General features: G+C 71.2%; 13 protein-coding genes and 1 pseudogene. 9 read left to right on the top strand and 5 right to left on the bottom strand.

Going from position 1 to position 14,010, the window contains the following annotated elements; all coding sequences use genetic code 11:
* The 6 genes and pseudogenes from BIV24_RS29345 to BIV24_RS29365 form a co-directional block, all read left to right on the top strand.
* On the top strand, window positions 1-227 hold a 227-nt coding region (locus BIV24_RS29345; RefSeq protein WP_245766994.1), incomplete at its 5' end, for a thiamine pyrophosphate-dependent enzyme.
* Between the two features lie 226 nt (window positions 228-453).
* On the top strand, window positions 454-627 hold the full coding sequence (locus BIV24_RS34695) for a hypothetical protein (protein ID WP_177198863.1): 174 nt from the start codon (window positions 454-456) through the stop codon (window positions 625-627).
* A 322-nt stretch (window positions 628-949) separates the two neighbouring features.
* A complete protein-coding gene (locus tag BIV24_RS29350) occupies window positions 950-1,816 on the top strand; it encodes a serine hydrolase (protein ID WP_177198867.1) in 867 nt (288 codons plus the stop codon).
* An 81-nt stretch (window positions 1,817-1,897) separates the two neighbouring features.
* Window positions 1,898-5,710: an ABC transporter ATP-binding protein gene (locus BIV24_RS29355; RefSeq protein WP_079168631.1), complete on the top strand. Its 3,813-nt coding sequence runs from the start codon at window positions 1,898-1,900 to the stop codon at window positions 5,708-5,710.
* A gap of 120 nt (window positions 5,711-5,830) precedes the next feature.
* Window positions 5,831-6,217, top strand: a complete 387-nt coding sequence (locus BIV24_RS29360) for a hypothetical protein (RefSeq protein ID WP_071369505.1) — start codon at window positions 5,831-5,833, stop codon at window positions 6,215-6,217.
* Window positions 6,159-6,461 (top strand): annotated as a pseudogene (locus BIV24_RS29365) (aminopeptidase); the annotation flags it as partial. The gene BIV24_RS29360 and the pseudogene BIV24_RS29365, both read left to right, overlap by 59 nt.
* 148 nt (window positions 6,462-6,609) lie before the next feature.
* Here BIV24_RS29365 and BIV24_RS29370 read toward each other — a convergent pair.
* Together BIV24_RS29370 and BIV24_RS29375 are read right to left on the bottom strand one after the other, a co-directional pair.
* Complete coding sequence (locus tag BIV24_RS29370) at window positions 6,610-8,436, bottom strand: glycoside hydrolase family 3 protein (protein WP_071369507.1); 1,827 nt, start codon at window positions 8,434-8,436, stop codon at window positions 6,610-6,612.
* 308 nt (window positions 8,437-8,744) lie between these two features.
* A complete protein-coding gene (locus BIV24_RS29375; protein ID WP_071369508.1) occupies window positions 8,745-9,662 on the bottom strand; it encodes a LysR family transcriptional regulator in 918 nt (305 codons plus the stop codon).
* 88 nt (window positions 9,663-9,750) lie between these two features.
* Here BIV24_RS29375 and BIV24_RS29380 point away from each other — a divergent pair, with 88 nt between their 5' ends.
* On the top strand, window positions 9,751-10,710 hold the full coding sequence (locus BIV24_RS29380; protein ID WP_079168632.1) for an EamA family transporter: 960 nt from the start codon (window positions 9,751-9,753) through the stop codon (window positions 10,708-10,710).
* Between the two features lie 68 nt (window positions 10,711-10,778).
* Window positions 10,779-11,423: a GNAT family N-acetyltransferase gene (locus BIV24_RS29385; protein WP_071369509.1), complete on the top strand. Its 645-nt coding sequence runs from the start codon at window positions 10,779-10,781 to the stop codon at window positions 11,421-11,423.
* A gap of 6 nt (window positions 11,424-11,429) precedes the next feature.
* Here BIV24_RS29385 and BIV24_RS29390 read toward each other — a convergent pair whose 3' ends face one another.
* The 3 genes from BIV24_RS29390 to BIV24_RS29400 are packed head-to-tail and all read right to left on the bottom strand — an operon-like array spanning window position 11,430 to window position 13,322.
* Window positions 11,430-12,230: a sugar phosphate isomerase/epimerase family protein gene (locus BIV24_RS29390; RefSeq protein ID WP_177198864.1), complete on the bottom strand. Its 801-nt coding sequence runs from the start codon at window positions 12,228-12,230 to the stop codon at window positions 11,430-11,432.
* Between the two features lie 56 nt (window positions 12,231-12,286).
* Window positions 12,287-12,511 (bottom strand): DUF397 domain-containing protein, encoded by a 225-nt coding sequence (locus tag BIV24_RS29395; RefSeq protein WP_071369511.1) that lies wholly within the window; start codon window positions 12,509-12,511, stop codon window positions 12,287-12,289.
* Window positions 12,498-13,322: a helix-turn-helix domain-containing protein gene (locus BIV24_RS29400; protein WP_071369512.1), complete on the bottom strand. Its 825-nt coding sequence runs from the start codon at window positions 13,320-13,322 to the stop codon at window positions 12,498-12,500. The genes BIV24_RS29395 and BIV24_RS29400 overlap by 14 nt, the downstream gene beginning before the upstream one ends.
* A 296-nt stretch (window positions 13,323-13,618) precedes the next feature.
* Between BIV24_RS29400 and BIV24_RS29405 the strand changes: the two genes are divergently transcribed.
* Complete coding sequence (locus BIV24_RS29405; protein WP_245766995.1) at window positions 13,619-13,942, top strand: hypothetical protein; 324 nt, start codon at window positions 13,619-13,621, stop codon at window positions 13,940-13,942.
* Window positions 13,943-14,010 lie beyond the last annotated feature (68 nt).

The following is a 14,010-nucleotide window of genomic DNA, read 5'->3' on the forward strand; positions in this document are numbered from 1 at the left end:
ACGGCATCCTGCGCGAGTACATGACGGACGCCTTCGGCCAGACGACGGCGACGGAGTTGACCCGCCCGGACTACGCGGCCCTGGCGGAGTCCTTCGGCGTGCCGGGCATCCGTACGACCCCCGAGACGCTGGAGAGCGACCTGGCGAAGGCGTTGGCCGAGCCCGGACCTTCGGTGGTCGTCCTCCCGGCGCTCCTGCGGATGTTCGCGCCGACGCACCTGGGCTGACGCGACGGCCCGTCCTTCCCCCCGAGGACGGGCCGCCGCACCGGCCGACGACGGCGCGCGGCACGGACGGCGGAGGCGAGTCCTCGCCGTCGCGTCGGCGGCCGCCGTGACCGTTGTGGCCCTGGTCGCGTTGGTATGGGCAGCGCATGGGGACGGCGGCGGGGCACGGGACGGCCGAGGCGTCCCGGCACAGGCTTCCGCAACGAAGCCGAAGAAGGGGGCGTTCGTGGCGAAAGCCGGCGAGGACCACGCCTGCCAGGTGCACCGCGACACGGACGGCCTGCCGTACGCGGGATACAGGTATGTACCCATGGTCGCCGCCGGCCGCGGCGACCTGGACGGCGTGCGCGCCTGCCTCGTACGGGGCGGCGAGCGGCGCTGCTTCGGTGCGGGCGGGTAGGGCCGCGGCCCTCGGCCCGAGTGGTCGGGAGCCGCGACACACCAGGGGACTGTCGGCCGGGGGCCGGCGCCTGGCGAGACTCATCGCCCGGTGGGGGCTGCCGGTCCGCCTGGGGTGGGCCGGCCGTGGGTGATCCGCTCTCGGGCGTGTGTCCTGGCGCGCCGTACAACTTTCGGTCATCCCCGCGAGTCAACAGAGCACGAGCGTGCCTGGGGCGCGCTTCTGTTCGACCCAAGGGGGAATCTCCATGACTGACCGAATGGCCGGAATGTCCCGGACGTCCCGGCGTGCCCGTGTGCTCGCGGCCGGGCTCGGCGCCGGGATGCTCATACCGCTCGTCGCCGCCGCCACGCCCGCCGCTGCCGCCACGACACCGACCGTCAGCTGTACGTCGGGCAAGGCGGGCCTGGCCGCCAAACTGAAGAAGGACATCACCGCGGCCCTCGCCACCCGCAAGGGGACCATCGCGGTCGGCCTCTACGACCGCAGCACCAACACCACCTGCTCGCTGCGCAGCACCAGCGCCTTCGACTCGGCGAGCGTGGTCAAGGTCACCGTGCTCGCCACCCTGCTGTGGGACGCCAAGAAGCACAACCGCTATCTGACGAGCCGTGAGGACAGCCTGGCCACGGCCATGATCACCAAGTCGGACAACGACCCCACCAGTGCGCTGTGGAAGCAGTTGGGCCTGACGAAGATCAAGGGCTTCCTCGCGGCCGCGGGCATGACCCAGACCAGGCCGGGCGCGAACGGCTACTGGGGGCTGACCCAGATCACCGTGCAGGACGAGCAGAAGCTACTCAAGCTCATCACGGCCAAGAACTCCGTGCTGAGCGACAACTCCCGCGCGTACATCCAGAAGCTGATGGGGAAGGTCATCTCCTCGCAGCGCTGGGGAACTCCGGCCGGTGCGCCCGCCGGCGTTTCCGTGCACGTCAAGAACGGCTGGCTGCCCCGCACCACGCACGGCTGGCGCGTGCACAGTGTCGGCACGTTCAAGGGCGCCGGGCACGACTACATGATCACCGTGCTCACCCACGGCAACAGCACCATGAACTACGGCGTCACCACCATCCAGAACGTGGCCAAGGTCATCCACAAGGACCTGGTGGCGACGACCTCCGCCGCGACCGCGTACGTGCCCACGAGCACGCCGCAGGAGGTGGTGCCGGCGGTGCCCGCCGGCTGACGCGGCCGGGCTCCCCGTGATCCGCGGGGAGCCCACCCGCGGCCCCTTCCGCCCCGCCCCGCCGGAGAACGTCACCGAGGGATGAAATCCGCTCCCGTCCGTGTTGGTGAAGTGGTGACGGGAAGATCGGTACGGCAGGAAGGGACCGGCGTGGCAGCGCACGAGGAGGAGCGGCCCGGCTGGGCGCGCAGGCTCACGGGGTACGCGTGGCGGTACCCGAAGGACGTCGTCCTCGCGCTCGGATCCTCCCTCGGCGGCATGGCCGTCATGGCGCTCGTCCCGCTGATCACCAAGGTGATCATCGACGATGTCATCGGGAACCACAGCCGTTCCATGGCGCCCTGGGCCGGCGCCCTCGTCGGCGCGGCCGTCCTCGTCTACGTCCTCACCTACATCCGGCGCTACTACGGAGGCCGGCTCGCCCTCGACGTCCAGCACGACCTGCGTACGGAGATGTACGGGACGATCACGCGGCTCGACGGGCGACGTCAGGACCAGTTGTCCACCGGGCAGGTCGTCGGCCGGGCCACCAGCGACCTCCAGCTGATCCAGGGCCTGCTCTTCATGCTCCCGATGACCATCGGGAACGTCCTGCTGTTCCTGGTCTCCCTGGTCGTCATGGCGTGGCTGTCGCTACCGCTGACGCTGGTCACGCTGGCCGTCGCGCCCGCCCTGTGGTTCATCGCCAAACGCAGCCGCTCCCGGCTGCACCCGGCCACCTGGTACGCCCAGGCCCAGGCCGCCGCCGTGGCGGGCGTGGTCGACGGAGCCGTCAGCGGCGTCCGCGTGGTGAAGGGCTTCGGGCAGGAGGAACAGGAGACCGGGAAGCTCCGCGAGGTCGGGCGCCGGCTCTTCGCCGGACGGCTGCGCACCATCCGGATGAACGCCCGCTTCACCCCCGCCCTCCAGGCCGTGCCCGCCCTCGGCCAGGTCGCCATGCTCGCGGTCGGCGGCTGGCTGGCGGTGCGTGGGCACATCACGCTCGGCACGTTCGTCGCCTTCTCCTCCTACCTCGCCCAGCTCGTCGGACCGGTGCGCATGCTCGCCGTGGTCCTCACCGTCGGCCAGCAGGCCCGCGCGGGCGCCGAGCGCGTCCTGGAGCTGATCGACACCGAGCCGTCGCTCCAGGGCGGCACCAAGGACCTGCCCGCCGACGCTCCCGCGACCGTCGAGTTCGACGACGTCTCCTTCGCCTACGAGGGCACCTCGAAGAAGAGGACCCCGGTCCTCGACGGACTCTCCTTCGAGATCCGCCCCGGCGAGACCCTGGCCGTCGTCGGCTCCTCCGGCTCCGGGAAGTCGACGGTTTCGCTCCTGCTGCCCCGCTTCTACGACGTCACGCACGGCGCCGTCCTCGTCGGCGGCCACGACGTGCGCGAGCTGACCCTCCCGTCGCTGCGCGCCGCGATCGGACTGGTCCCCGAGGACTCCTTCCTCTTCTCCGACACGGTCCGCGAGAACATCGCCTACGGCCGCCCCGACGCGAGTGACGAGCAGATCGAACGGGCCGCCCGCGCCGCGCAGGCCGACCGCTTCATCGCGGAACTGCCCGACGGGTACGCCACCAAGGTCGGCGAGCACGGCCTCACCCTCTCCGGCGGCCAGCGCCAGCGCATCGCCCTCGCCCGCGCGATCCTCACCGACCCGCGGCTGCTGGTCCTCGACGACGCCACCTCGGCGGTGGACGCCCAGGTCGAGCACGAGATCCACGAGGCGCTGAAGCAGGTCATGGAGGGCCGCACGACACTGCTGATAGCCCACCGGCGCTCGACGCTCAACCTCGCCGACCGCATCGCCGTCCTCGACGCCGGCCGCCTCGCCGACATCGGCACCCACGAGGAACTCCAGGAGCGGTCCCCTCTCTACCGGCGCCTGCTCACCGACCCCGACGAACTCGGCGGTGTCTCCCCCGGCCACGCCCAGCCTTCCGCCCCCCAGGAGGACACGACCGTCCGGGAGGAACTGGACGCCGAGTTCGACGCCGAGCGCGGGGTGACCCCGCACCTGTGGACCGGCGACCGCGAGCCCAAGGACCACGCGCTGACCGGGACCCCGGCGACCCCCGAGCTGCTCGCCCAGGTCGAGCAGCTGCCCCCCGCCACCGACACCCCCGACATCGACGAGGCGCGCGCGGTCCGGCCGGAGGAGTCCTACGGCCTCGCCCGGCTGCTGCGCGGCTTCGGCCTGCCCCTGCTGGCCAGCCTCGCCCTCGTCGCCGTCGACGCGGGCATGGGCCTGCTGCTGCCGATCCTGGTGCGGCACGGCATCGACCAGGGCGTCTCCCGGATGGCCCTCGGCGCGGTCTGGGCCGCGTCCCTGCTCGCGCTGCTCACCGTCCTCGTCCAGTGGGCGGCACAGTTCGGCGAGACACGGATGACGGGACGGACCGGCGAACGCGTCCTCTACTCCCTGAGGCTGAAGATCTTCGCCCAGCTCCAGCGGCTCGGACTCGACTACTACGAGCGGGAACTGACCGGCCGGATCATGACGCGGATGACGACCGACGTCGACGCGCTGTCGACGTTCCTGCAGACCGGTCTCGTCACCGCCTTCGTCTCCGTCGTCACCTTCTTCGGCATCATGGCCGTCCTGCTGGTGATCGACGTACAGCTCGCGCTCGTCGTCTTCTGCACGCTGCCACCGCTGATCGTGGCGACCTTCTTCTTCCGCAGGGCGAGCGTGAAGGCGTACGAACTCGCCCGTGAGCGGGTCTCGGGGGTCAACGCGGACCTCCAGGAGTCGGTGGCCGGGCTGCGGATCCTGCAGGCCTTCCGGCGCGAGCGGGACGGCGGGCGCAAGTTCGCGGCGGGCAGTGACGGCTATCGCCAGGCGCGGATCCGCGGACAGCGGCTGATCTCCGTGTACTTCCCCTTCGTCCAGCTGCTGTCCTCGGTGGCCGCGGCCGCCGTCCTGGTCGTGGGCGCGCACCGGGTGGAGGCCGGGACGCTGACGACCGGCGCGCTGGTCGCCTACCTGCTGTACATCGACCTGTTCTTCGCGCCGGTGCAGCAGCTCTCGCAGGTCTTCGACGGGTACCAGCAGGCCACGGTGTCGCTGGGCCGCATTCAGGAACTGCTCCGGGAGCCGACCACCACGAAGGCGGCCGACGAGCCGGTCGAGGTGCCGTCGCTGCGCGGTGAGATCACCTTCGAGGGCGTCGGCTTCGCGTACGGCGACGACGAGGAGGCCATCGGCGGAGTCGACCTGAAGATCCCCGCCGGGCAGACCGTCGCCTTCGTCGGCGAGACGGGGGCGGGCAAGTCGACGCTGGTGAAGCTGGTCGCCCGGTTCTACGACCCCACGCGCGGCCGGGTGCTGGTCGACGGCGCCGATCTGCGGTCCCTCGACCTCACCTCGTACCGGCACCGGCTCGGTGTCGTCCCGCAGGAGGCGTATCTGTTCCCGGGTACCGTCCGGGACGCCATCGCCTACGGGCGCCCGGACGCGACGGATGCCGAGGTGGAGAGGGCGGCGCGGGCGGTCGGCGCGCACGAGATGATCGCCGGGTTGGAGGGCGGCTATCTGCACGAGGTCGCCGAGCGCGGACGCAATCTGTCCGCCGGGCAGCGGCAGCTGATCGCCCTGGCCCGCGCGGAACTGGTCGACCCCGACGTCCTGCTGCTCGACGAGGCGACCGCCGCGCTGGACCTGGCCACCGAGGCGCAGGTCAACCAGGCGACGGACCGCCTCGCCGGCCGCCGTACCTCGCTCGTCGTCGCCCACCGCCTGACGACGGCCGCCCGTGCGGACCGGGTCGTGGTCATGGACCACGGCCGGGTCGCGGAGGACGGTACGCACGAGGAACTGCTGGCACGGGGCGGCAGGTACGCGCGGCTGTGGCGGACCTTCGTGGGCGCGCCGGAGCCGGAGGAACCCGTCGGCTCTTCGGTGTGAGGGCGCGGATCCTCCTCGTCGCCCCCGGGGCTTCGCCGGGGTTCGTCATGCAACCGTCCGCCGTACGCCAGGCGTCCGTACATCAGTACGGTTGGGGTCTGCGGTCTGGGAGGGGTGACAGTGGACAGCCGTGGGATATGCCGGCGCCTGGCGACGGGCCTGGCCGTGCTGACGGTGTCCGGGCTGCTCGCGGTGGCGAGCCCGGGGCACGCCGAGGCGGCCGGCTCCTGCCCCGGACGGAAGGTCCGTACGCTCTCGTTCTCCACCGGCTCCGTGTGGGTCTACAAGCGCAACGGCTATGTGTGCGCGATGACTGTGGCGAAGAGGGCGTCCGCCCCGAAGCCGATGACGGTCAGCGTGCAGGCGCGCGGCAGCCGCGCCGTGGCCGACAGGGGGCGCTACGGGCATCACGCCGGACCGGTGACCGCGCACGTCGGCCATCGCTGCGTACGGGTCCGAGGATCGGTGGGGCCGGCGTCGGTCGACTCGGGCTGGATTTTGTGCTGATGGGGCACCGGAAGCGGGCGCCCGTGACTCCTACGTCTTCACGGCGCCGGGGATGAACCACGGTGCGAACGTCGCGGGCCTGGTGCCCCGGGAGAAGGCCCTGGCCACGGCCCGCATCCTGGACTGGGCGGGCGTGGCGTCCCCGACCGTCCAGTCGAACCCGTCGGCGGCGAAGCCGCTGGCGGCGTACGACGCGAAGCTGGACCGCCGGGACGTGGAACGCGAGCCCGCGCTGCGTCCGTGACCTACGGGCTGTGCCCGGCCGGTGAGCGCACCGGCCGGGCACAGCCCGTAGGTTTCCCGTCCAGCGTGGACCGCGGTCACGATCCACGCCAGACATACGGGGTGCTTTGCCGTATTTGGGTGCGGTGTGTCCGACTCCGTTCGTACCGCTAGTACGACAGCCCGTACCCGAGGGGATACAGCGTCTGCTCCGGGTCGTCCGCCCGTTGCACCGGCACCGGCAGCTTGCCGCGCGGCTTCACCTGCCCCGCGATCACCCGTGCCGCCGCGCGCAGTTCGACGTCCGTCCAGGAGTAGGCCGCCAAGTACCCCGATACGTCCGGGAGATGAGCGACGTCGTACGGGTTCCGGATGGCGACCGCGATCACCGGTTTCCCGGTGGCGGCCAGTTGGGCCACCAGGGTCCGCTGGGAGCTGGTCGCGCTCACGTTGTACGTGCCCACGACGACCGCGTCCGCGTTCTGCGCCGCCGCCACCGCGCCCGCGATCGCCGCCGGTGACGGCGCCGTGCCCGTGGACCGCGCGGTCGCCGTGAAGCCCAGACCGGTGAGGGCGTTCGCCAGCACTGTAGTGGGCGGTCCGTCGGTGCCGGACGGCGACGCCGGGTCCGCCCCGACGACCAGCAGCCTGGGATGCGTACGGCGGGACAGCGGCAGCAGGCCCTGCTTGTTGACCAGCAGGGTGGTCGTACCGTCCGCGACGCGGTCCGCGGCGCGCAGGTGCTCGGGGACGCCGACGGCCTTGTCGACGCCCTCGGCGGTGACGTAGGGCTGATCGAGCAGTCCCAGCTTCGCCTTCAGCCTGAGGACGCGCAGGATCGACTCGTCGAGCCGGGCCTCGGCCAGCTCGCCGTTCCGCACGGCCTGCAGCACCGCGTTCCACGCGATGTCCAGGGAGGGCGGGTTGAGCAGCTGGTCGACGCCGGCCTTGAGCGCGAGCACGGGCACGCGGTCGTCGCCGTACTTCTGGCGTACGCCGTCCATGCCCAGCGAGTCCGTCACCACGACCCCGTCGTAGCCCAGTTCCTCGCGCAGGATGCCGGTGAGGATCGGGTGCGACAGCGTCGCCGGGTCGCCGGAGTCGTCGAGCGCGGGGACCATGATGTGCGCGGTCATGATCGAGTCGATTCCGGCGCGGATCGCCGCCCGGAAGGGCACCGCGTCGAGCTTGTCCCACACCTCGCGGCTGTGCGTGATGACCGGGAAGCCGAAGTGGCTGTCGACGGCCGTGTCGCCGTGGCCCGGGAAGTGCTTGGCGGTCGCCGCGACGCCGGAGTTCTGGTAGCCGGAGACCTCCGCCGCCACCAGGTCGGCCACCGCGTCCGGGTCGGCGCCGAAGGACCGCACGCCGATCACCGGGTTGGCCGGGTTGACGTTCACATCGGCGTCCGTGCCGTAGTCCTGGAGGATGCCGAGGGCGCGCAGTTCCGCGCCGGAGATCCGGCCGAGCGTACGGGCGCCGGCGCGGGAGCCGGACGCGCCGATCGCCATCGCGCCCGGGAAGAGGCTGGCGGGCTTGCCCACGCGTGCGACTATCCCGTGTTCCTGGTCCGTGGCGATGAGTACGGGCAGTCCGTGGGACTGGCTGAGGGAGGCCCGCTGGATGCCGTTCGACAGGTCCGCGATCTGATGCGGGTTGCGGGTGTTGTGCGCCCAGGCGAAGTAGATGATGCCGCCGACGCGGTACTTGGCGATGAGCTCGGCGGCCGTCCGTACGCCGATCTCCTTCAAGTTGGCGTCGATGTCGGCCTGGTCGGGATCGGTGGCCGAATGGCCGTAGACCCGCATCACGAAGAGTTGGCCGACCTTCTCTTCGAGCGTCATGCGGGAGATGAGGGCCTCGAGCCGCTTGTCGTCGTTCCCGGCGGCCAGGGCGGTGTTCGGGGCGAGGGCGAGGGTCGCGGCCACGCCTGCGGTGGCGGCGAGGACCGTACGTCTGGAGGGGTGTCTGCTGCTTCCCGTGCCGGAGTCGTGCACATGCGCTCCTTCCGGAGGAGATCGCTGAAGGAAACTTCCAAGGGGCAACCAATATCCAGAAAGTTTCTGCCGGTCAAGGCACTGCGCAGTAATGGGCGGGGGACCGCCATCGGCGCTGTGGAGGGGGGCGCGCCGATGGCGGTGGGCTGCCGGCCGCGTGCGGCGGAGAGGGTGGTCAGCGATCGCAGCCGGCAGCGAGGCCGACACCGCACCGCGGAGACTCATCCGGCAGCTTGGCGATGGGACGGCGGGGGACCCGGCCGGGTTCCCCGGAACCGGCCGGTTGCCGGAAGTCGGGACGCGTGGGATCAGCGGGACTCGTGCGCCGCCGCCTCGGGCCAGAACTCCTGCAGGGAGCGTACGGTCTCCGCGATCGTCGGCCGCCGGGCCGCACCCGTGCGCCACAGGGCATACAGCCGGCGTACGGGCATCGGGTCGAGCGGGACCTCGACGACGCCCTCGGACAGCGGGCCCCGGCCGAGGCGGGGGATGAGGGCGATGCCGAGCCCGGCGGCGACGAGCGCGACCAGGGTCGGGTTCTCCTCGGCCTGGTGGACGAGGTCCGGCTTGTGGCCGGCGGCGCGCAGGGTCCGTACGAGCCACTCGTGGCAGACCCGGCCCGGCGGCTGGCAGACCCACCGCTCGCCGCCCAGCTCCTCGCGCCGCACGCAGGAGCGGCCCGCGAAGGGATGCCCCACGGGGACGAGCAGATCGCACAGGTCGTCACCGATGACCGCCTGCTCGATCCCCGGCGGGACGGGCAGTGGCGCGATGTCCCAGTCGTGCACGACCGCGAGGTCGACCATGCCCTTGGTGACGAGGTCGACGGACAGATGCGGGTCGACCTCGGACAACCGGGCGTCCAGGGCGGGGTGGCGTGCGGCGAGGGCGGCGAGGACGGAAGGCAGCAGCCCGCGTGCGGCCGAGGCGAACGCGGCCACGGTCAGCCGGCCGGCGGGCAGCCCGCGCCGCTCTTCCAGCTCGGTCTCGGCCCGCTCCACGATCGCCAGCAACTCCTGTGCGGTGGCGGCGAGTTGATGGGCCTCCGGGGTGAGTCGCACCCCGCGCCCCTCCCGTTCAAGCAGTACGGTCCTGGTCTCCCGCTCCAGTTTGGCGATCTGCTGGGAGACGGCGGACGGGGTATATCCGAGCGCGGTGGCGGCGGCGCCGACCGTGCCGTGGACGGAGACGGCGTGCAGGGCGCGCAGACGCTGGAGATCGAGCATGCGGGGCTCCCATGATTAGCAATGCTTCATCCAACCATGCAGCAATCATCGCTGGTGCTTCACAGTCATGAGGCGTGATCCTCGACGCATGCGACCCGCACACCTCACTCTCGCCGTTCTCGTCGCTGCTGTCTGGGGCGTGAACTTCACGGTCATCGAGGTCGGCCTCGGCCACTTCCCGCCGCTGCTGTTCTCGGCCCTGCGCTTCCTGGCCGCGGCCGTCCCCGCCGTGTTCTTCGTCGGCCGCCCGAAGGTGGCGTGGAAGTGGATCGTGGGCGTGGGGCTCGTCCTCGGCGTCGCCAAGTTCGGGCTGCTGTTCATCGGCATGGACGCGGGCATGCCCGCCGGACTGTCCTCCCTGGTGCTGCAGATCCAGGCCGTCTTCACGGCCCTCATCGCCTTCGTGGCCCTCGGCGAGCGCCCCACGCGCCTGCGCGTGCTGGGCATGGCGGTGGCCCTCGGCGGTGTCGCGCTCGCGGCCGTCGACGAGGGCACGGCCGGCCCGCTCGGCGCGTTCGCCCTGGTGATCGCGGCGGCGGCCTGCTGGGGCGTGTCCAACGTGCTCACCCGCAAGGCGTCCCCGCCGGACTCCCTGAACTTCATGGTGTGGGTGAGCACAGTTCCGGTCCTGCCCCTGCTCGGCCTCTCCCTCCTCACGGAGGGCCCCTCCCGCGACCTGGCCGCGCTGCGCGCCCTCGACTGGCAGGGCGCAGGCATCATCCTCTACGTCGCCTGGATCACCACGGTCTTCGGCTTCGGCGCCTGGGGCTGGCTGCTGCGCCGCCATCCGGCGTCCACGGTCGCCCCGTTCTCGCTCCTCGTCCCGGTCTTCGGCATGTCGTCCGCGGCGCTGTTCCTCGGCGAGTCGGTGAGCCTTCTGCGCTGGGGTGCGGCGGCGCTGCTGGTGGGCGGGGTGGCGCTGACGTCCCTGGCACCGGCGAAGGCCCGGGCGGACACGAGCGTTCCGGTGGCGCCCGGCGGCGGTGAGCACGGCGAAGCGCCGGCTGACGCGCCACGCGGCGATCGTCGGCAGCAGGCCGTTCGGTAACCGCGCGGAGACCAGGCCGGCTGGGAAATCCGTTCGACGCCGTCGGAGGGGTGCGGGAGACTCCGGCCGTGACGTTCATCCTGGAGGGGCCCGTAATGGAGGGCGCGCTCGTGCGCCTGGAACCGCTGGAGCACCGGCATGCGGCCGACCTGGCGGTGGCGGCGGAGGAGGACCGGGGCACGTACGCGTTCACGAGCGTGCCCCGGGTCCATGAGGTCGGCGACTATATCGAGGCACACCTCACCCGTGCCGCCGCGGGACGGCTCGCGCCGTATGCCCAGATCTCCGTCGCCACCGGGCGGGTGGTCGGCACCACCTCGTACTGTGAGCCGCGATGCTGGCTGTCGGAGGACCAACTCGACGCGATCGAGGTGGGGTTCACCTGGCTCGCCCGGTCGGCCCAGGGCACGGGCATCAACGCGGAGTCCAAACTGCTGCTGTTCCGGCACGCGTTCGAGGAGTGGGGCGTCTCCCGCGTCGACCTGCTGAGCGACGCCCGCAACGGCCGCTCCCGCGCGGCCATCGAGAGCGTCGGCGCCCGCCTCGAGGGCGTACTGCGCAACTGGTCCCGCTCCCGGACGCCGGGGGACGAGAACCGCCTCCGGGACACCGCGATCTACTCGATCACGGCGGAGGAGTGGCCGGAGTGCCGCGGCCGACTGGAGGCCAGGGTGAGGAAGTCGGTTCTGGCGGAGAGGGAGACGGTGCGGTAGGTACGGTCATGCCGACTCGTTGAGCAGCCGTGCCAGGTGCCGCCGGCCCGGCCCCAGCAACTCCGGCAGTGGCGCCGCCCTCTCGTACCACCGCTTCTCGTACTCCCAGCACAGCCAGCCGTCCCAGCCGTGCCGGGAGAGGATGTCCACGCACTCGGTGAGCGGAAGGACGCCCGCGCCGAGCGGCAGCGGGGTGGTGTCGTCGGCGGACGCGATGTCCTTGACCTGTACATAGCCGAGATACGGGGCCAGGGCCGTATACGACTCCTGCGGCTGCTCGCGGCCCAGCCAGGTGTGCATCACGTCCCACAGGGCGCCCACGTGCCGGTCGCCGACCGCACCCAGCACGCGGGCCGCGTCGGCGCCGGTGCGGTGCGAGTCGTGGGTCTCCAGCAGGATCCGTACGCCCAGCTCGGCGGCGTACTCGGCGGCGGCGCCCAGGCGCCGTACGGCGTTGGCGTCGGCCGCCTCGGGGCGCTGTTCGGTCCCACCGCCGGGGAAGACGCGGATGTAGGGGGCGCCGACGTCGTGGGCGAGGTCGAGGAGTGCGCGGACCTGGGCGAGCACGGGTCCGTCGTCACCGGGCGCGGCCACCCGCGCGTAGCCCGCAACCGCCAGGATCTCGATCCCGGCACCCCTGAACTCATCAGCCACCTCGGCCCGTTGGGCGGCTCCGATGCCCGGGTGCACCGGCTCCTCCGGGTGCGCGCGCAGTTCGACACCGTGGTAGCCGTGCGTGGCCGCGAGCCGGACCACATCCTGGATGGGCAGGCCGGGGACGCCGAGGGTGGAGAACGCCAGCTTCATGCGCACGGACCCTACGCGCCACCCGTGACTTCCGCCTCTCGGGCACGCCGTGCGGTTCAGCCGCCGATGCGTCCCTCCTTGACGGCGGTCACGAACGACGTCCAGCCATCCGCCGAGAAGATCACAGCCGGGCCCGTGACGGCCTTGCTGTCGCGGACGGGCACGCGGGCGTGACCACGGGCTACCTCGAGGCATTCGCCCTGATCGCCGCCGCTATGGATTGACTTGTACCACCCGGTGAGTGTGGACGAGTCGGAGACGGTGTGCTCACTGCTGACCATGTGCGTGTTCCTCCGCTGCCGCTCTGACGAGGGCCAGTGACTCCTGTTGCGACAACGCGTCGCTCAGGGCCAGAGCGTAGGCCGTGTGACAGGCGCTCACCAGAGCCGGATCGTCCATCAGGTTCCCGGTCAGGAAGCCCTCGACGTAGGCCGCCGGGGCAGAGTCCTCGAAGTTCATAAGCGTGAGCAGACTCTGCATGAGCGCGTGTGCCCCTACGCCGTACGGCAGTACGTGAAGACGCAGTCGTCCCGCCTCGGCCATGCCCGCGATCCGGCGCAACTGCTCCGCCATGACCTGGGGTCCGCCGACGCGGCGCCGGAGAACGGCCTCATCGAGCAGCGTCCAGACGACAGGCTGCGCGGGTCCGTCGAGAATGCGGCGGCGCTTTGTTCGGATGACAACGGCCTCGTCAAGTTCGTCAGCGGTGTGGTTCGGCCGGTAGGCACGGAAAAGGGCACGCGCGTAGTCGTCGGTCTGGAGCACACCGGGAACGAGTGTCAGCGCGAACTGCTGGATGAGCGTCGCATGTTGCTCCAGCTCGGCAACTGCAGCGAAATGGTCGGTGTACTTCGACTCGAGATCCTCAAGCCACCGCGCGAAAAACCCGTCCGTCTCCAGCGCCCGGTCGATCCGTTGTGCGTCGTCGGGCTTCGGAAGCCGCCTGCCCGCCTCGAAGTGACTGATCAACGTGGGCGAGCACACGACCTGATTGCCCAGCTCCTCCTGGGTGAGATGGGCCGCTGTCCGCCGCAGCCTCAGTTCCTCCCCGTACTTCTGACGCGGCGTCCGAGACGTACGGCGTTCCTCCATGCGGCCAACTCCCTGTTCTGACGGGCGCGATGTCAACCCTCGGGTACTGGAAGCGTAGCCACTGTCGACGTCAGTCTGTGAGTGATTCGCTACAGAGCGCAGTGCCACGTCCGTGGAGGCGGTGCACGGTGGCTGTCCGTCGGTAGGGGTATCCACGGATATGACACATTTTCCGGATGTGTCACATCTCGGCCGGTATCCCACCCTGCGCGGACGCGGCCGATGTGATCAACCCGGAGGCGTGGCCAACTTGGAGAAAGCAGGCTGACGTTGGCAGACCGTACGGAGATGGGCGCGTGAGCGACGGACCTTTCGAGCACTTGGCGGCCGGACGCCTGTTGCCCTGGACGAGCGCGGAGGGCAAGCCCTGTTACCTCGTGGGCGGCGGCGCAGGCTACGTATCGCGTGTCGCGGACCAGATCGAGAGTGTGCAGCTCGGCATGGCGGGCGAACTACTCGGCCATGCCGACGCACTCCTGACGGAGCACGGCGTGACCGCGGTGGAGCTGCACTACCTGGCCCGGCGGCTCAGCGAGTCGCTGCGGGACGTCAAGAGAGTCGCGGACAGTCGCGGAGCACGGCTGGCGCGGCTGGTCGTGGCGTCGAACGACGACGCGTGAGTGACGCGCGCTGCGTCCGCGGGGGTGGGGTACCCGCAGGGTGTGACACATTCGGAAGAAGTGTCACA

Origin of the sequence: Streptomyces colonosanans (genome assembly GCF_001866645.1) — a bacterium.
GTDB classification, from domain to species: Bacteria; Actinomycetota; Actinomycetes; order Streptomycetales; family Streptomycetaceae; genus Streptomyces; species Streptomyces colonosanans.

Coding starts and splice junctions, on each gene's coding strand:
- BIV24_RS29375 (WP_071369508.1), bottom strand. CDS start 9,662: ATGCTCGATCTCCAGCGTCTGCGCGCCCTGCACGCCGTCTCCGTCCAC.
- BIV24_RS29380 (WP_079168632.1), top strand. CDS start 9,751: ATGCGACCCGCACACCTCACTCTCGCCGTTCTCGTCGCTGCTGTCTGG.
- BIV24_RS29350 (WP_177198867.1), top strand. CDS start 950: ATGCTCATACCGCTCGTCGCCGCCGCCACGCCCGCCGCTGCCGCCACG.
- BIV24_RS29395 (WP_071369511.1), bottom strand. CDS start 12,511: ATGGTCAGCAGTGAGCACACCGTCTCCGACTCGTCCACACTCACCGGG.
- BIV24_RS29355 (WP_079168631.1), top strand. CDS start 1,898: ATGAAATCCGCTCCCGTCCGTGTTGGTGAAGTGGTGACGGGAAGATCG.
- BIV24_RS29400 (WP_071369512.1), bottom strand. CDS start 13,322: ATGGAGGAACGCCGTACGTCTCGGACGCCGCGTCAGAAGTACGGGGAG.
- BIV24_RS29390 (WP_177198864.1), bottom strand. CDS start 12,230: ATGAAGCTGGCGTTCTCCACCCTCGGCGTCCCCGGCCTGCCCATCCAG.